The sequence below is a fragment of the Streptomyces sp. NPDC007162 genome (assembly GCF_040634175.1).
Classification (GTDB): domain Bacteria; phylum Actinomycetota; class Actinomycetes; order Streptomycetales; family Streptomycetaceae; genus Streptomyces.
Genome location: NZ_JBEYFC010000159.1, coordinates 1 through 17,873, shown reverse-complemented (window position 1 = coordinate 17,873; position 17,873 = coordinate 1). Strand labels below are relative to the sequence as shown.

General features: G+C 69.0%; 13 protein-coding genes. 11 read left to right on the top strand and 2 right to left on the bottom strand.

Going from position 1 to position 17,873, the window contains the following annotated elements; genetic code table 11:
• Positions 1-618: 618 nt before the first annotated feature.
• The 3 genes from ABZ646_RS20415 to ABZ646_RS20405 all read left to right on the top strand — a co-directional run bounded on the left by ABZ646_RS20415 (position 619) and on the right by ABZ646_RS20405 (position 3,185).
• Entirely contained in the window at positions 619-942 is a 324-nt protein-coding gene (locus tag ABZ646_RS20415; RefSeq protein ID WP_360520480.1) for a hypothetical protein, read from the top strand.
• A 222-nt stretch (positions 943-1,164) separates the two neighbouring features.
• Entirely contained in the window at positions 1,165-1,521 is a 357-nt protein-coding gene (locus tag ABZ646_RS20410; RefSeq protein ID WP_360520477.1) for a hypothetical protein, read from the top strand.
• A 227-nt stretch (positions 1,522-1,748) separates the two neighbouring features.
• Positions 1,749-3,185, top strand: coding sequence for an ATP-binding protein (locus ABZ646_RS20405; RefSeq protein WP_360520483.1), 1,437 nt, complete (start codon positions 1,749-1,751; stop codon positions 3,183-3,185).
• Here ABZ646_RS20405 and ABZ646_RS20400 read toward each other — a convergent pair.
• The gene (locus ABZ646_RS20400) at positions 3,169-3,576 is read right to left on the bottom strand and encodes a hypothetical protein (RefSeq protein WP_360520474.1); all 408 of its coding nucleotides are present in this window, start codon (positions 3,574-3,576) and stop codon (positions 3,169-3,171) included. The genes ABZ646_RS20405 and ABZ646_RS20400 overlap by 17 nt on opposite strands.
• Positions 3,577-4,123: 547 nt before the next feature.
• Here ABZ646_RS20400 and ABZ646_RS20395 point away from each other — a divergent pair.
• Positions 4,124-5,194 carry a lytic polysaccharide monooxygenase gene (locus ABZ646_RS20395; RefSeq protein ID WP_360520471.1) on the top strand — a complete coding sequence of 357 codons (1,071 nt, stop codon included), beginning with the start codon at positions 4,124-4,126 and terminating at the stop codon, positions 5,192-5,194.
• Positions 5,195-5,276: 82 nt separating this feature from the next.
• On the opposite strand, the gene ABZ646_RS20390 is transcribed toward ABZ646_RS20395, so the two are convergent.
• The gene (locus tag ABZ646_RS20390; protein WP_360520468.1) at positions 5,277-9,020 is read right to left on the bottom strand and encodes a GH92 family glycosyl hydrolase; all 3,744 of its coding nucleotides are present in this window, start codon (positions 9,018-9,020) and stop codon (positions 5,277-5,279) included.
• A gap of 424 nt (positions 9,021-9,444) precedes the next feature.
• On the opposite strand from ABZ646_RS20390, the gene ngcE reads away from it, so the two are divergent.
• From ngcE to ABZ646_RS20355, 7 genes are all read left to right on the top strand, one after another.
• Positions 9,445-10,920 (top strand): N-acetylglucosamine/diacetylchitobiose ABC transporter substrate-binding protein, encoded by a 1,476-nt coding sequence (ngcE, locus tag ABZ646_RS20385; RefSeq protein ID WP_360520465.1) that lies wholly within the window; start codon positions 9,445-9,447, stop codon positions 10,918-10,920.
• A 29-nt stretch (positions 10,921-10,949) separates the two neighbouring features.
• Positions 10,950-11,876: a sugar ABC transporter permease gene (locus ABZ646_RS20380; RefSeq protein WP_360520462.1), complete on the top strand. Its 927-nt coding sequence runs from the start codon at positions 10,950-10,952 to the stop codon at positions 11,874-11,876.
• Between the two features lie 4 nt (positions 11,877-11,880).
• Positions 11,881-12,780, top strand: coding sequence for a carbohydrate ABC transporter permease (locus ABZ646_RS20375; RefSeq protein WP_360520459.1), 900 nt, complete (start codon positions 11,881-11,883; stop codon positions 12,778-12,780).
• A gap of 307 nt (positions 12,781-13,087) precedes the next feature.
• Positions 13,088-14,287 carry an ROK family transcriptional regulator gene (locus ABZ646_RS20370; RefSeq protein ID WP_360520456.1) on the top strand — a complete coding sequence of 400 codons (1,200 nt, stop codon included), beginning with the start codon at positions 13,088-13,090 and terminating at the stop codon, positions 14,285-14,287.
• A gap of 123 nt (positions 14,288-14,410) precedes the next feature.
• Positions 14,411-15,517 (top strand): substrate-binding domain-containing protein, encoded by a 1,107-nt coding sequence (locus ABZ646_RS20365; RefSeq protein ID WP_360520454.1) that lies wholly within the window; start codon positions 14,411-14,413, stop codon positions 15,515-15,517.
• Between the two features lie 327 nt (positions 15,518-15,844).
• The gene (locus tag ABZ646_RS20360) at positions 15,845-16,636 is read left to right on the top strand and encodes an ATP-binding cassette domain-containing protein (protein WP_358977729.1); all 792 of its coding nucleotides are present in this window, start codon (positions 15,845-15,847) and stop codon (positions 16,634-16,636) included.
• A partial coding sequence (locus ABZ646_RS20355) for a sugar ABC transporter permease (protein ID WP_360520450.1) occupies positions 16,633-17,873 on the top strand: 1,241 nt, incomplete at its 3' end. The genes ABZ646_RS20360 and ABZ646_RS20355, both read left to right, overlap by 4 nt.

Sequence of the window (17,873 nt, the reverse complement as noted above, 5' to 3'; positions counted from 1 at the left end):
GTCTCGACGGCCGAGGAGAACGAGGCGTACGGCGTACTCATACGCGAGTCCATCGCCGCGACGGCCGACGGGACCGTCCTGCTGCCGCTCGAGGCGGTTCGGCACGGGTGAGCCGGAGGAACTGCAGGAACTCCTCTTCCGCTTGACGCTGCCACAGCCCGGCGGCTACATGACCGACGCCCTGGACGTACCCCCGGTGACCGCGGCCGGCCTCGACGCCTCCTGCATCCTCGGCACCGACGACACCTCGCTGGCCCGCCCGGGAAACGAGTTCGCCGCTCGCCTGGGCAACGAGCCGCACATGGTGCCCGGCGGACACATGGGCCCTGCTGAACCATCCCGAGGACATCGCGACCGCCCTGCTCGGACTGCTCTGACGTGTTTCAGCCCCGGCCTGATGAGCGAGCGCAAGCCCTGCAGAACACACTTGGCGCCTCGGCTGACCTTGCACTAGGACGAATCCAGGACGGTTGCAGGACCCGCGTCGGTAGCGTCCGACAGCGGGACTCACCGAAGACCGAAGACCAGCGGGCGTGTGGAGCGTGACTTCGGGCGCCCCCTGTGGTCCTGACAGGCTCCGGTCGTGGAGCAGCGTGCCCTTGACGGGAAAGGATCTCAATGCACCAGTTCAAACGAATGATGGCATCGAGTGCCAGGCGCTTCAGGGCGCCAGTCGTCGGCGCAGCCTTGATCGCCGCGAGCTTTGCGCTTTCGGCGCCGTCCGCCTCGGCACATGTGGGCAACGTCCCCACGTATCACTGGGACAGCTACAAGTGGAGCGCAAATGTCCTGGTCGACTACGGCCAGTCCCAGGCCGTGACCGAATGCTCCAACGGTGTCGTCTACCACGGCGCATGGGTCGGGCAGGGGTACTGGGCCTTCGGCTGGAATTGCGCTGACTACGGCGCCACGCTGGTCGATTTCTGGATCGACAACCGCTGACGCATCAGCTTGGACTTGAGGTCCACCGCGTGGGGCCTGCTCCGTCCAGAGGCGGACAGGTCCGAGGTGGCCTTCTGGCTCGCGGGTGAGGATGTGCCTGCAGGGACGCAGGGCACGGATCGCGGTCGGGGCGCCGCTCCTGTGCGTGTTGCCTGCACGTGACATCGTCAAAGCCCAGCCGGAACACAGGGTTCCCCCAGCCAACCGGCACAGACTTGGTACATGTCCGCCACCGCAGGGTCCCGAACCGGTCGAGTCCGCGTCCGGGCCGTCGACGACCGGCCCGTTCCCGGCGAGCTGCCCCCAGTCGCCGTCGCGGGCCGGCACCCCTGCCTGGTGCCCGACGGCACGTTCCCCGGCCTCGGCGGCCTCCAGGTGCCCCGCGGACCGCGTTACGAGACACCGAAGCCGCCTGTCCTGATCCTCCCGGCCCGCGGCACGTCGTCCGACAGCGGCGGTGACCTCGTCGAGGCCCGCATCTCCGGCCTGCGCCACAAGGCCGGCCGCGGCCAGGTGCCGAGGAGCCATGCCGGGCACGGGTCCGGTCACGTGAACCGGGCCGTGGAGGACGGCAGGTGACCGCCCGACCGAGCGGGCGGCGGATGACCGCCCGGCTGAAAGACCGACGGACGACCACCCCCCTGAGCGACCGGCGGTCGGCCGCGCCGCCGAGCGACCGGCAGGCGACGGCCAGGCCGCGGAGCCGGTCGCTCCGGACCCGCCTGCTCGTCTTCGTCACTGCCGTCCTGGTCTGCGTCTGCGCCGCGACGGCCCTGACCACCGTCCTCGCCCAACGCGCCTACCTGATGGGTGATCTGGACGACCGGGTCGGTGACGCGGTCGAGCGCAACGTGGGCGGCGCCGCCCTGCACCCGGAGCTGACCCGCGACCTGACCTTCCTGCACGAGCGCGGCCAGCCGGCGGGCATGCTCGCCGCCCGCACCGACGCCGAGGGCGACATCCTGAGCGCGGCCGTGGTGAGCCAGGACGCGTCCCCGCAACCGCTCACCAGCGCCCAGACCGCCGCCCTCCAGGGCATCGCCCCCGACGGCGCGCCCCGCACCCGCACGGTCCCCGGCCTCGGCACCTACCGGGTCGCCGCGCTGGACGCCGGCGGCATCCGGGTCCTGACCGGTCTGCCCATGGACGACGTACGGGACATGATCGACGGCCTGGTGGAGGTCGAGATCGCGGCCGCCGCCGTCGGCCTCACCGCCGCGGGCATCGTGTGCGCGGTGGTGATACGACGGCAGCTGCGCCCCCTCGGCAGGGTCGCCGCCACCGCCGCCGAGGTCTCCCACGCGCCCCTCGGCCGGGGTCAGGTGACCGGCCTGACCCGGGTGCCCGAACGGGACACCGACCCGGGCAGCGAGGCCGGCCAGGTCGGCGCCGCCCTCAACCGCATGATCGACCATGTCGAGGCCTCCCGGGCCGAAACCATGCGGGGCGAGGAGCGGATGCGCCGGTTCCTGGCCGACGCGAGCCATGAACTGCGCACGCCGCTCGCCTCGATCGCCGGATACGCGGAGCTGATGAACCGCGGCACGGACCGCATCGAGTCCGGTCTGGCCTGGCGCCGGGTCAACGCCGAGTCCGCGCGCCTGCGCAGCCTGGTGGAGGACCTCCTGCTGCTGGCCCGCCTCGACGAGGGCCGCCCGCTGCAGTCCGCCGAGGTGGACCTGGCCGCGCTGGTCGCGGAGGCGGTGTGGGACGCGCGGGCGGCCGGCACCGACCACGTCTGGCGGCTCGAACTCGACCCGGACGGTTCCGCCCTGGTGCCGGGCGACGAGGCCCGGCTGCGGCAGGTGGTGGCGAACCTCCTGGCCAACGCACGGATCCACACCCCCGCGGGCACGACCGTGACCGCAACGGTCCGGACCACCCCGACCACCTCCGTGATCCAGGTCCGCGACGACGGCCCCGGCATCCCGCCGGACCTGCTCCCCACCGTCTTCGAACGCTTCACCCGGGCCGACGCCTCCCGCACCCGCGCCGGTGTCCTGGCAGGCGGCTCGGGCCTGGGTCTGGCGATCGTGGCCGCGATCACGACGGCCCACGGCGGCCGCATCGACGTACAGAGCACCCCGGGCCACACGGAGTTCACCGTCGAACTCCCCGGCACCGAACTCCCGCCCGCCGGCGCGCCGCTGCGAGCCCGGACCGCGCGGGTCCAGGAACGAGGAGGGCGCCCGCGGATTCCGTGGGCGCCCTCCCGCCGTCGGGAGGTCAGTCGTAGGGGTTGATCGACAGGCCGGAGGAGCTGCAGTTGTCGAAGGTCGTGTCGCGGCAGACCGTCACCCCGAGGCTGTGGATGCCGCCCACCAGGCTGCCCGACAGGCTGCTCCAGGTGCTGGTGGTGCCGCAGCCGCTGGAGTTCCAGTGGTTCGGGAACTGGAAGCCCGGCGCGGTGACGTGGAAGTACACCGGGTGGGCGTCGCACGAGGTGTCACTGAGCTTCACGTTGCGCAGGGTGAACGACTCGGAACCGGTCCAGTCGACGGTCAGCGAGACGGACGCGCCCGTGGTGCTGGCGCTGAGCGGCTGGTTGTCGGCGGCGCTGGCCGTGCCCGGTGTGAACCCCAGGACGACGGCCGCGAGGCCGGCGGCGACGGCGGTGATCCCGCGCTTGTTCATGATTCCTCCCGTGTGTTCGGGCGAGGTGCTTTCCCCCGCCGCGGTGTGGTGCGACGCCATCGGCGCTACGCCGTCGGTGCTGCGTCAAGGCCCCCGCTGGTCCTGCGAGGAGCTCGCCGTACGGCATCGGCCCGGTGGCCCGGCGGGCAAAAGGCTGCCGGTGTCGTCCGCGCCCCGCCATGCGGTTTCGGCCACTTGGGAGGGCGGGATGACGACAGCCGTCTGACCTGCGGCGTCGCGGAGGTGTCGGGATGCCGCTGGGACGCCCGGCCGGTTCCCCGCGGTCGTGGAGCCGGGCGACCGGGGCGCCCCTGCACCGGCCGGACGCCGCGTCGTTCTCGAAACGGTGCGCCCCGTCCACGCCGTTTACACCCGCCCCCGTCCGCGCTAGCTTCACAGGAAGTGGGGTGGGAGCGCTCCCACCTCGACGGACCGGAACCCGCCGACGGGCCGGACCGCTTCCGCCCCACGTCTGTCTCCCTGACCCGTGCGACGACCGCTCACCCCACACGGTGTCACCCCACACAGAGGTATGAATGTCATGAATATGACAACAGTGCTTCCCCGATTACCCCTCCCCACCCGGGGCCGGGCCCTGTTCCTGACGCTGCTCGCCCTGCTCACCACGGTCCCCGCCCTCGCCCTGGTCCTGGCCGCGGGCGCCCCGGCCCAGGCGCACGGCACCCCCATGAAGCCGGGCAGCCGGACCTTCCTGTGCTGGCAGGACGCGCTCACCTCCACCGGTGAGATCAAGCCCGTCAACCCGGCCTGCAAGGCGGCCCAGCAGGTCAGCGGAACCACGCCGTTCTACAACTGGTTCTCCGTGCTCCGCTCGGACGGCGCCGGCCGCACCCGCGGCTTCGTGCCCGACGGGCAACTCTGCAGCGGTGGGAACCCCAACTTCACCGGCTTCGACCTGCCCCGCGACGACTGGCCGGTCACCCACCTCACCTCCGGCGCCACCGTCGACTTCTCCTACAACGCCTGGGCGGCCCACCCGGGTTGGTTCCACGTCTACGTCACCAAGGACGGCTACGACCCCACCAAGCCGCTCACCTGGGACGAGATGGAGGACACGCCGTTCCTGACCGTCGACCACCCGCCGCTCAACGGCACCCCGGGCACGGTCGAGGCCAACTACTCCTGGACCGGCAAGCTCCCGGCGAACAAGACCGGGCGCCACATCATCTACATGGTGTGGCAGCGCTCGGACAGCACGGAGACCTTCTACTCCTGCTCGGACGTCGTCTTCGACGGCGGCAACGGCGAGGTCACCGGCATCCACGACCCGGGCGACCCGACCCAGCCCCCGCCCGGCACCTGCACCGCCACCCGGACCACGACCAACAGCTGGCCCGGCGGCTACCAGTCCGAGGTCACCGTCACCAACAGCGGTGACGTGCCGATGCTCGGCTGGATGGTCGACTGGACGCTGCCCGGCGGCCAGTCGGTGGCCAGCCTCTGGAACGGCAACGCCACCTACAGCGGACAGGACGTGATGGTCCACAACGTCGACTGGAACGGCTCCCTCAGTCCCGGCCAGAGCACGACCTTCGGCTACGTCGTCCAGGGCGACGGCGGGGACGGTTCAACCGGCCTGCCCTGCCGGGTCGGCTGACGTACTGCGACCTGCTTCGGGCGGATCCCGGAGCCCGGTACCTACCGGGCACCAGGTCCGCCCGAAGCGGGCCGCCGCGACCTCAGGCCAGCAACTCCACCTCCGCCAGGGTCGCTTCGCCGTCCAGGACGAGCCGGTAGTGCGCATAGGCCCCGGGCTTCTGGACGGTGAACGCCCTCGTCTGCAGGTCCCAGTCGAAGGATTCGCCCGAACGCCGGTCCAGGGTGCGCCAGTTGGTTCCGTCCGCCGACCCCTGAAGGGTCCAGCCCGTCGGGGCCCTCGTGTGGTCCGACGGTGAGGTGAGCGTGTACTGGGCGCCCTTGACCGGCCCGGGCACCGGCAGGTCCACCGACGTCACCGTCTCCTGTGTCGCCGACGTGTTGTCGAACAGGGCGCCCTGGGGTTCGAGGACGTCCGAGCGCGGTGCCGGGACCTTGTCGTCCTGGGTGACCGAGACCGGTCCCGCGTTCCGGCCCGTGCCCCAGGCCGACGGCTTCGGGCCCATCGTGAAGTCGACGACCCCGCCCCTGGCCACCAGCGAGTGCGGGAGCGAGGTCGACGTCCAGGTGCGGCCGTTGACGCGGACACCCTGCACGTAGACGTTCGTGGCGCTGTTGCGCGGCGCGCGGACCACCAGGTCGCGGCCGTTCTCCAGGTGCACCGTCGCCTTCCTGAACAGCGGGGAGCCGATGGTGTAGTCGCCGCTGCCCATGACCAGCGGGTAGAAGCCGAGGGCGGAGAAGAGGTACCAGGCCGACTGCTCGCCGTTGTCCTCGTCGCCGTGGTAGCCCTGGCCGATCTCGCTGCCCAGGTAGAGCCGGGAGAGCGCCTCCCGGACGTAGGCCTGCGCCTTCCAGGGCTCACCGGCCGCGTCGTACATGTAGATGACGTGGTGGGCGACCTGGTTGGAGTGGCCGTACATGCCCATCCGGACGTCCCGGGCCTCGGTCATCTCGTGGATGACCCCGCCGTAGGAGCCGACGAAGTCGGGGGAGGCCGTCTCGGGCGTCGCGAAGAACTCGTCGAGCTTGTCGGCGAGGCCGGCCCGGCCGCCGTACAGGTTGGCGAGGCCACGGCTGTCCTGCGGGGCGGTGAAGGCGTAACCCCAGCCGTTGGTCTCGGTGTAGTCGTAGCCCCACACGCGCGGGTCGTACGACGACGAGTCCACCCGCCACCTGCCCTGGGCGTCCTTGCCCTGGAAGAAACCGGCCTTGGAGTCGAAGAGGTTCACGTAGTCCCGGGCGCGGTTGAGGAAGTAGTCCGACTCCTCCTGGTACCGCTTCTCGCCGGTCTTCTCGAACAGGGCCTTGCCCATCTCGGCGATGCCGTAGTCGTTGACGTACCCCTCCATCGCCCAGGACAGGCCCTCGCGGGTGTCGTCGCTGGTGTAGCCGAGGAAGGGGGAGGTCGACATGCCCTTGCGGCCCACGCCGGGGGAGGGCGGCACGACCGTCGCGTTCTTCACCGCCGCCTCGTACGCCGACCTCGCGTCGAAGCGCACGCCCTTGACGTAGGCGTCCGCGAACGCCACGTCCGAGGAGGTGCCGGTCATCAGGTCGGCGTACCCGGGCGAGGACCAGCGGGAGGTCCAGCCGCCGTCCTTGTACTGCTGGACGAAGCCGTCGACCATCTCGCCCGCCTGATGAGGCGTCAGCAGCGAGTACGCCGGCCACGTCGTCCGGTACGTGTCCCAGAACCCGTTGTTGACGTACACCTTGCCGTCCACGATCTTCGCGCCGGTGTGCGTCGGGGTGTCCTGGCTCGTCATCGGGGAGAACGGCGAGGCGTACTGGTACTTCGAACCGACCTTCTCGAAACCGGAGTTGGGGTAGAGGTACAGCCGGTACATGCTGGAGTAGAGGGTGGTCAGCCGGTCGGCGGTCGCGCCCTCCACCTCGACCTTGCCGAGCAGCCGGTCCCAGACCCGCTGGGCGCGGGCCTTCACGGTGTCGAAGGAGGTGCCGTTCGGGATCTCCTGGCGCAAATTGTCCTTCGCCTGGTCGACGCTGATGAGCGAGGTGGCCAGGCGGAGCGTCACGGTGCGGTCGGCGCCCGCGTCGAAGCGCAGGTAGCCCTTCACGCCGCTGGAGTCGCCGCCCGTCACCGGCTTGTCGAAGACGCCGTACACGAACAACCGCGTCGCGCCCGTCGAAAGACCCGACTTGACGTCCGAGTAGCCGGTGACGGTGCCGTGCTCCTTGTCGAGGGTCAGGCCCGCCTGCTCGGTCACGTTGTCGAAGATCACGCTCGCGTCGTCGCCCGGGTAGGTGAAGCGCAGGGCGGCCGCGTGGTCGGTCGGGGTCATCTCGGCCTTCAGGCCGTTCTCGAACCGCACCCCGTAGTAGTACGGCCGGGCGGTCTCGTTGTCGTGCCGGAAGGCCAGTTCGCGTGCCTCACGGCCGGTGTCCGGGGCGCCGGCCGCGGCCGAGGGCATCACCTGGAAGGTCTGCCGGTCGCCCATCCAGGGGCTCGGCTCATGGCTGGCGCTGAACGCCTGGAGCGTCGGCAGGTTCGCGTCGTTGTTCGCCCGGGAGTATTCGTACAGCCAGCTCAGCGAGGACGCGTTGGTCACCGGCGTCCAGAAGTTGAAGCCGTGCGGCAGCGCCGTCGCCGGGAAGTCGTTGCCGCGCGAGAAGCTGCCGCTGGAGTTGGTGCCGCGGGTGGTCAGCGCGTAGTCGGACAGGTGCGCCTTCGGCTTCTCGGGGGCCGTCGGCGCCAGGGACACGTCGTCGATCCAGCCGCGGAACTTCGCCGGGCCCGCGGGGGAGTCGTACCCCACCAGGATCCGGTCGACGGTCCTGCCCGCCGCCACCGAACCGATCGCCGACGAGACGGCGTTCCACTGGTTGACGTACAGCGCCTTCGACGCGCCCTGCCCCCGCGGGGTCAGCGCGAACCCGTGCTCGTCCGTCGCCCCGAGGCCGCTCAGGTAGGTGCCGTCGGTGAAGGCCAGGTCCACGGAGACGTTGGTCGCGTCGTAGTCGTGGTCGCCGTCGGCCATCGAGGGGAAGATCCGGTACGACAGCCGGGTGTCGCGGCCGACCTTCACGTTCACGTCGAAGACCTTGTTGTACGAGTACGCGCGGCCGGTCGCGGTGTGCCGGCCGGCGTAGCGCAGCGCGTGGGTGCCGGTGAATCCCGCCCGCGCCTTCGCGGTGGGGGAGCCGCTCGGGCCGTGGTCGACCAGCGAGAGCATGTCCTCGGGCACCGGGCCGCCGCTGCCGCCCGTGGAGAACTGGACGTCGGCGATCTGGAGGATGTCCGGCGCGCCGTTGTTCTTCGTGACGTCGAGCCGGAAGTGCCGGTACTCGGCCGGTGCGGACAGGTCGTACGACCTGGTCTGGAACCGCTCGGCGAAGGATTCGTCGGTCCGCGTGTCGAGGGTCTTCCAGTCCTTGCCGTCGGTCGAGCCCTGAAGGGCCCAGTCCTTGGGGTCGCGTTCGTCGTAGTCGTTCGCCGAGGTGAGGGCGTACGTCACGATCTTGACGGGCTTGTCGAAGTCGAACTCCACCCAGCCGGTCGGCTCGAAGGTGAGCCATTTGGTGCCCGGCTCGCCGTCGACCAGGTTCTCCTTCACCTCGCCCGCGCCGGTGTTCTCACCGCTCGCCCGCAGGTCGGTCACGTGGTCGGTGACGTTGCCGGGGATGCCGGTGCTGTAGCCGCCGTCGACACCCGAGGCGCGGGGGGCGCCGGCCGGGTCGGTGTCGACGGTGTCCGTCCAGTCGGGTGCCGGTTCGCCGGGCTCGAACGAGGACGCGAACCGGGTGGCGGCGACCGGTGCCTTGGCGGGCAGGGCGACCGCGGCACCCTGGGAACCCAGTGCCATGACTACGGCGGCCGTGATCACGACCGCCGTACCGGATCTGTGTCCTGTTCTTCGCTGCGTCTTCCGCTGCATCAAAACGGATACCCTCCCTGCCCCATGAGACAACGTTGTCAGCTGGGTGGCGCAGGAACCAGTAGGTGGTCAAGTGACCCGTGATGTCAAGGGTGTTGGCTGCGGCATTCAGGGGGCTATGTCGGTTCTTTTTCCGGCAAGGTGTACACAGGTCGCTCATATTTCCGACAGGTCTCAACTAGGAAAAGACCCACGGCCAACCTTGCACTCGATCTTGCCCCGCTGACGGAAAGTGGACTATACCTGTCGGCGTTTCCCGCACGACTTCCTGCACGACCCAGCACGACCCGACCGCGGTGCCGGGGAGGATCCGGTTCACCGCCTGAGTCCTGGAGAGGGCGAGGACTTGAGCATGGGATCCACTTCCGCAGCACACCACGGTTCCGGTTCCACACCGAGGAACGGTGCCGAAGGTGTCGGCCGCCGCGATCTGATCAAGCGGTCCGCCGCACTCGGCCTGCTGTCCGTCCCCGCCGCCGGATTCCTCTCCGCCTGCGCCAGCAGCGGCGGTGGCGGCCAGTCCAAGGACAAGACGGGCAAGAAGACGGCGAAGAACCCGCTGGGCGTCAACGAGAGCGCCCAGCTGGAATTCGTCCTCTTCGACGGCGGTTTCGGCAAGGAGTACGCCCAGGACGCGGTGAAGATCTACCAGAAGGACTTCCCCAAGGCCCACGTCAAGTTCTCCGCCACCCAGAAGATCCAGACCACCCTCCAGCCCCGGTTCAACCAGGGCACCCCGCCGGACCTCATCGACAACTCCGGCGCCGAGCAGATGGACATGGGCGTGCTGGTCGGCAAGAACCAGCTGGCCGACCTCACCCCGCTGCTCGACGCGCCGTCGTACGACGACCCGAACAAGAAGGTCCGCGACACGCTGCGCCCCGGCATCGTCGAGATGGGCCAGTTCGACGGCGACCCGGTCTGGATCATGTACTACGCCTACACGGTCTACGGCGTCTGGTACTCCCAGAAGGCCCTGGACTCCCTCGACGCGGAGTACCCGCAGACCTGGGACCAGATGATCGCCGTCTGCGAGAAGGCCAAGAAGAAGGGCATGGCCGGCTGGACCTACGCCGGCAAGTACCCGTACTACCTCCCCTTCTCGCTGTACCCGATGATCGGCAAGGTCGGCGGCGTCGAGGTCCTGAACGCGATCGACAACCTGGAGCCGAACGCCTGGAAACACCCGGCCGTCAAGGCGTGTTTCGAGGCCTACTACGAGCTCTACAAGAAGGGCTACATCCTCAAGGGCACCCCGGGACTCGACCACATCCAGTCGCAGACCGCCTGGGCGCAGGGCAAGGCGCTGTTCATCCCGAACGGCTCCTGGGTGGAGAACGAGTCGGCGAACGTCATCCCCTCCGACTTCAATCTCGCCGTCTCCGCACCCACCGGCATCGACAAGAACGACAAGATGCCGTTCGGCACCATCTGGGCCTCCGGCGGCGAGCCGTTCATCGTCCCGGCCAAGGCGAAGAACGCCGAGGGCGGCATGGAGCAGCTGCGCATCATGCTCAGCGAGGCCTCGTCCAAGAACTTCACCGCCAAGGTGAAGTCGCTGACCGCCTACAACGGCGGCACCGACGGCATCAGCCTCACCCCGGGTCTCACCTCCGGCGTCGCCGCGCTGAAGCTGGCCGGGTCGAACGTGGTGAACCCGCGGCTCCAGGACTGGTACGTGCAGCTCCAGAAGGAGAAGATCGGGGTCGCCGGCCTCGGCGAGATGATGGCCGGCCGGCTCACCCCGGCCGAAGCCGTCAAGAAGATCCAGGGCTTTGCCGACGAAACCGCCAAGGACACCTCGATCAAGCACTACAAGCACCAGTAACCGCGGATCCCGACGGCACCGGAGTGGCGATGCAGCACGGCAAGTACCGGTTCATCGTGGGGTTTCTGGCATTGCCCCTCGGACTGTACGCGCTCTTCGTGGTGTGGCCCTTCGTCCAGTCCATCTACTACTCGTTCACGGACTGGACCGGCCTCAGCCCCGAATTCAAGATGGTCGGCCTGGACAATTACCGGAGGATGCTCCACGACGACATCTTCTGGAAGTCCTTGCGGCACAGCTTGATGTTCGCGGTCGTGCTGCCGCTGGTGACGATCGGCCTCGCGCTGTTCTTCGCCTTCATGATCAATGTCGGCGGCCGGAAAAGGCGCGGCGGCCCGGTCGTCTCCGGGGTCCGCGGCTCCTCCTTCTACAAGATCGTCTATTTCTTCCCGCAGGTCCTCTCCATCGCGATCGTCTCGCTGCTGTTCGCCTTCGCGTACAACCCGGACAGCGGCGCGATCAATTCGTTCCTGCGCGGAATCGGTCTGGACAGCGTCCAGCCGCTGTGGCTCGGCGACCCGGGTCTCGCCCTGTGGTGCGTGATGGCGGTACTCGTCTGGTCCACGGTCGGTTTCTTCGTGGTCCTCTTCTCCGCGGGCATGGCGTCCATCCCCACCGACCTCTACGAGGCCGCCCTGCTCGACGGCGCCGGCCGCGCCACCACGTTCTTCCGCCTCACCCTGCCGCTGCTGTGGGACACCGTGCAGTCGGGCTGGGTCTACATGGGCATCCTCGCGCTCGGCGCCGAGTCGTTCGCGGTCGTGCAGATCATGACGACCGGACCGGGCGGGCCCGACTACTCGACGACCGTGTTGGTCCTGTACGTGTACCAGAAGGCGTTCCGGGACGGTCAGGCCGCCTACGCCACCACCATCGGCGTCGCCCTGCTGGTCGTCACGCTCGCCTTCGCGGCGATCGTGATGCGGCTTGGCCGTCGCGAGCGGCTGGAGTACTGAAGCGATGACGACGACCGAGACCGACGCCACCGTCACGAAGGCCGGCACCCCCGAACCGGCGCCGCCACGGACGAAGCGCGAGGGCGGGGTCCTCAACGCCTTCTCGCACGGCATCCTGGTCATCTGGGCGGTCATGGTGGTCACGCCGTTGCTGTGGGCGGTGATGACCTCGTTCAAGGACGACAAGTCGATTTTCGGCTCACCTTGGGCGCTGCCCGACAGGCTGCACTTCGACAACTGGTCGCGGGCCTGGACCCAGGCCAACATGAGCGACTACTTCCTGAACACCGTCCTGGTCGTGGGCGGGTCGCTCATCGGCACGCTGGTCCTCGGCTCGATGGCCGCCTACGTCCTCGCCCGCTTCGACTTCCCGGGCAACCGCTTCATCTACTACCTGTTCATCGGCGGCATGAGCTTTCCGATCATGCTGGCGCTGGTCCCGCTGTTCTACGTCGTGAACAACCTGGGCCTGCTGAACACGATCCACGGGCTGATCCTGGTCTACATCGCCTACTCGCTGCCGTTCACGGTGTTCTTCCTCACGGCGTTCTTCCGCACCCTGCCCACCTCGGTGGCCGAGGCCGCCTTCGTCGACGGCGCCTCGCACACCCGCACGTTCTTCCAGATCATGCTGCCGATGGCGAAGCCCGGCCTGATCAGCGTCGGGATCTTCAACTTCCTCGGCCAGTGGAACCAGTACATGCTCCCGACGGTCCTCAACACGGACCCGGACAAACACGTCCTCACCCAGGGCCTGGTCCAGCTGGCGGTCAGCCAGGGCTACAAGGGCGACTGGTCCGGCCTCTTCGCGGGCCTGGTCATGGCGATGCTCCCGGTACTCGCGGCCTACATCGTCTTCCAACGCCAGGTGGTGGCGGGACTGACGGCGGGAGCCCTGAAGTAGGCCGAGGGTTCGCGACCCGAAAGGGGCGCGGGGAACTGCGCGACCAGCCGCGACGCACCCGCACGGATCCACCGGGCGCACCCCGCGGCCCCCACTCCGACCTGCTGCCCAATGGCCTAGACATGTCCGTCGCGTGTCCCCCGGGCGACCCCCGAACCGCCAACGATTTCTCTCAAGGACTTGACGGCGGTAACCCGTTCAGCAGAGCTTGGAGTTCATAACTTGTAAGTGGCCCGGTTCCGCAGATGTGACCTGGGCCACCTTGGCGGCACCGTGGCCGCCTCCGATGGCAGGAGTGGATGGGTCGATGGAGACTCCGGGGTCGCAGTCGTCGCTGCACCGAGCCAATCTGGAACGTGTCGTACGGGCCGTGCGACTGGCCGGATCGCTCACGCAGGCGGAGATCGCGCGCACGACCGGCCTGTCGGCTGCGACGGTCTCCAACATCGTGCGCGAGCTCAAGGACGGCGGAACCGTCGAGGTCACGCCCACCTCGGCGGGCGGCCGCCGGGCCCGCAGCGTGAGTCTCAGCGGTGACGCGGGCATCGTCATAGGGATCGACTTCGGCCACACCCACCTGCGTGTCGCGATCGGCAACCTCGCCCACCAGGTGCTGGCCGAGGAGTCCGAGCCGCTCGACGTGGACGCGTCCTCCAGCCAGGGCTTCGACCGCGCCGAAGAGCTGGTCAACCGCCTGGTCTCGGCGACCGGCGTGGACCGCTCGAAGATCGCCGGAGTGGGGGTCGGCGTGCCCGGCCCGATCGACGTGGAGTCGGGCACCCTCGGCTCCAGCGCCATCCTGCCCGGCTGGATCGGCGCGAGACCCGCCGAGGAGCTCAGACTGCGCCTCGGTGTCCCCGTGCACGTGGACAACGACGCCAACCTCGGCGCCCTCGGTGAACTGGTCTGGGGCAGCGGCAAGGGCGTACGTGATCTTGCTTACATCAAGGTCGCCAGCGGTGTCGGTGCCGGTCTGGTGATCAACGGGAAGATCTACCGGGGGCCCGGCGGTACCGCCGGAGAAATCGGACACATCACTCTCGACGAAGCCGGTCCGGTCTGCCGCTGCGGCAACCGCGGCTGCCTGGAGACCTTCGCGGCGGCCCGCTACGTCCTGCCGCTGCTCCAGCCCAGCCACGGAACCGACCTGACCATGGAGGGTGTCGTGCGGCTGGCCAGGGACGGCGACCCGGGCTGCCGCCGGGTGATCGGCGACGTCGGCCGTCACGTCGGCAGCGGTGTGGCCAACCTCTGCAACCTGCTGAACCCGAGCCGGGTGGTCCTCGGCGGCGACCTCGCCGAGGCCGGAGAACTGGTCCTCGGGCCCATCAGGGAGTCCGTGGGCCGCTACGCGATCCCCAGCGCGGCCCGTCAGCTCTCGGTGCTCCCGGGGGCCCTCGGCGGCCGTGCGGAGGTGCTCGGGGCGCTCGCTCTCGCGCTCAGCGAGATGGGCGATTCGACCCTTTTGGACGGCTCGTTGCCGGCCGTTGCACCTGCCTTCACTTAGAGAACGAATGGCGCCGTTGCCATCTCGTTAAGTATTTACTTCTTGACGTCGAACTTGCGGCCGAGTTGACTTCGAGCCACCTCGGCCGCAGCGTTGCGGCCCTGTCAGGGAGGCACCCCTCAAATGAACGCAACGATGCGTAGAGTCGTCATCGGCACCGCCGCGGTTTCCATGGCGCTGTCGCTCGCCGCCTGTGGCAAGGCCGGCGATGACAAGAAGAGCGACTCGTCGAGCAGCAGCTCCTCCGGTGGGAGCAAGACCATCGGCCTGCTGCTCCCCGACAGCGTGACCGCGCGCTACGAGAAGTTCGACAAGCCGTACTTCGAGGCGCAGGTCAGCTCGCTGTGTGCCGACTGCAAGGTCGAGTACGCGAACGCTGCGGGTGACGCGGCCAAGCAGGCCCAGCAGGTCAGCAGCATGGTCACCAAGGGCGTGAAGGTCATCGTGATCTCCGCCCAGGACTCCGCGGCCATCAAGTCCTCCATCGACGCCGCCGTGGCCAAGGGCATCAAGGTCGTCGCGTACGACCGCCTCGCGCAGGGCAATGTCTCCGCCTACGTCTCCTTCGACAACGTCAAGGTCGGCCAGCTCCAGGGCCAGGCCCTGCTGGACGCCCTCGGCTCCAAGGCGACCACCAAGTCGAAGATCGTCATGATCAACGGTGACGACGCCGACCCGAACGCCGCCCAGTTCAAGAAGGGCGCGCACGAGGCCCTGGACGGCAAGGTCGACATCGCCTACGAGCAGTCCGGCCTGTGGAAGGACACCGTCGCCGCGCAGAAGGTGAAGGCGGCCATCACCCAGCTGGGCGCCAAGAACATCGCGGGCGTCTACTCCGCCAACGACGGCATGGCCGGTGGTATCGCCACCACCCTCAAGGGCGCCGGCATCAGCGGCATCCCGCTGACCGGTCAGGACGCGGAGCTCGCGGGTATCCAGCGCATCGTCGCCGGCACCCAGTCCTCCACCGTCTACAAGGCGTTCAAGCCGGAGGCCGACGCCGCCGCGACGATCGCGGTGGACCTGCTGCAGGGCAAGAGCATCACCTCGCTCGCCACCACCACGCAGACCAGCGGCTCCGGCAACAAGGTGCCCTCCCAGCTGCTGACCCCGGTGTCGGTCACCAAGGCCAACATCAAGGACACGGTGATCAAGGACGGTCTGTACACCGTCTCCGACATCTGCACCGCCGAGTTCGCCAAGGCCTGCAAGGCCGCCGGCCTGCAGTAACCGCGCCCCGGAGCCACCGGGCTCCGGCCGCCAGCGCCCGGGTGATCGCAGTACGACACCCGGGCCCCGGCCGCCCGACGTGAGATGCCCCTGCGCAAGCGGGGCGCCCCGTCCGGCGGTCTCGCGAAACCCCTCCGACGCCCGCTCCGGCCTTCATACCCCGCTGCCGGAGCGGGCGTCGGACGGACCCGTTGCCAAGCGCAGCGGATTCGCGCATGTTCATCTTGTAAACCACGTGCGTCCACCCGGGGAGACCCAGGGCCGGCGCACGTCCCTCCGCGCCTGATCAACAAGCGCGGCATCCCCGCCGGTCAGGCGGCGAAGGAGATGGTTCACGTGTCCGCTACGCCCGTGCTGGCGTTGCGCGGAGTCTCCAAGAGGTTCGGTGCGGTGCAGGCGCTCACCGACGTCGAACTGGAGGTCCACGCCGGAGAAGTGGTCGCCCTGGTGGGCGACAACGGCGCAGGAAAGTCGACCCTGGTCAAGACGATCGCGGGTGTTCATCCCATCGATGAGGGCGTCATCGAGTGGGAGGGCAACCCGGTCAGCATCAACAAGCCGCACGACGCCCAGGGGCTCGGCGTCGCGACGGTCTACCAGGACCTCGCGCTCTGCGACAACCTCGACGTGGTCGGCAACCTCTTCCTCGGCCGTGAGCTGCTGCACCGCGGCGTCATCGACGAGGTGACGATGGAGAAGCAGGCCCGCGAGCTGCTGTCCACGCTCTCCATCCGGATCCCGAGCGTGCGCATCCCGATCGCCAGCCTCTCCGGCGGTCAGCGCCAGGTCGTGGCCATCGCCCGCGCCCTGATCGGCGACCCCAAGGTCGTCATCCTCGACGAGCCCACCGCGGCCCTCGGTGTCGAGCAGACCGCGCAGGTCCTCGACCTCGTCGAGCGGCTGCGCGAGCGCAACCTCGGCGTCATCCTCATCAGCCACAACATGGCCGACGTCAAGGCGGTCGCGGACACCGTCGCCGTACTGCGCCTGGGCAAGAACAACGGCTCCTTCCCCGTGAAGAGCACCAGCCACGAAGAGATCATCGCCGCGATCACGGGTGCCACGGACAACGCCGTGACCCGTCGTGCGGAGCGTCGCACCACGGAGGCGGCAAAGTGAGCGAGACATCCAACAAGACCGTGCAGGGCGACGAGTCGCCCAAGGCCGAGAAGACCGCGGCCGCCGACGCCGCCGCGGCCACCGCGACGGTCGCCCCGCCGGCCGAGGACCCCACGGCCGCGGGTGTCGCGGTCGTCGACCCCCGGCTGCTGGTCCGTGAAGAGGGCCTCAAGGGCTACGTCACCGAGTTCAAGCGCAAGGTGAAGGGCGGCGAGCTGGGCTCGCTGCCGGTGGTCATCGGCCTGATCATCATCTGGACGATCTTCCAGCTGAAGAACAGCCTGTTCCTCAGCGCGGACAACCTCTCCAACATCAGCTACTTCCTCTCGGCCACCGGCATGCTCGCCATCGGCCTGGTGTTCGTGCTGCTGCTCGGCGAGATCGACCTGTCCGTCGGTTCGGTCAGCGGCCTGGCCTCCACCGTGTTCGCCGTCTTCGTGGTCAACCACGGGATGAACCAGTGGCTCGCCCTGATCCTCACGATCATCACCGGTATCGGCATCGGCGCGCTGCACGGCTGGTTCTTCGCGCGGATCGGCGTACCCGCGTTCGTGGTCACCCTGGCCGGCTTCCTCGGCTGGAACGGTCTGATGCTGTGGCTGCTCGGCGACAGCGGCACGATCAACATCCCGGCCGACTCCGGCCCGGTGCACATCCTCGGCCAGTCCTCCTTCTTCATGGACCAGGCCATCATCGGCGCCTACCTGCTGGCCGGCCTCGGTGTCGTCCTGTCGGCCCTGGGCCAGTTCAACGAGCAGCGCCGGCGCCGGGCCGCGGGCGTGCCGTTCCGGCCCACCAGCGAGATCATCGTCCGCGTCGTCCTGCTCGCGATCGCGTCCTTCGTCGCCGCAGCCGTGCTCAACAACGCGGCCGGCGTCTCCAACGCGCTGGTGATCTTCCTCGCCTCCCTGGTGATCGTCGACTTCGTGCTGCGTCGTACGACGTTCGGCCGCAAGGTCTTCGCGGTCGGCGGCGGCATCGAGGCGGCCCGCCGTGCGGGTATCAGCGTGCCGCTGGTCCGCATCACGGTCTTCGCGATCTCCGGTGGCTTCGCGGCGATCGGCGGCATGTTCTTCGCCGGGCAGACGGCGAGCGCGACGCTCAACGCCGGTGGCGGCAACACGCTGATGCTCGCCATCGCGGCGGCGGTCATCGGTGGTACGTCGCTGTTCGGCAACCCGGAGGCGGACGAGGACGCGGTCGCGCGGGTGGTGAAGACGACCCGGCTGGACGGTCT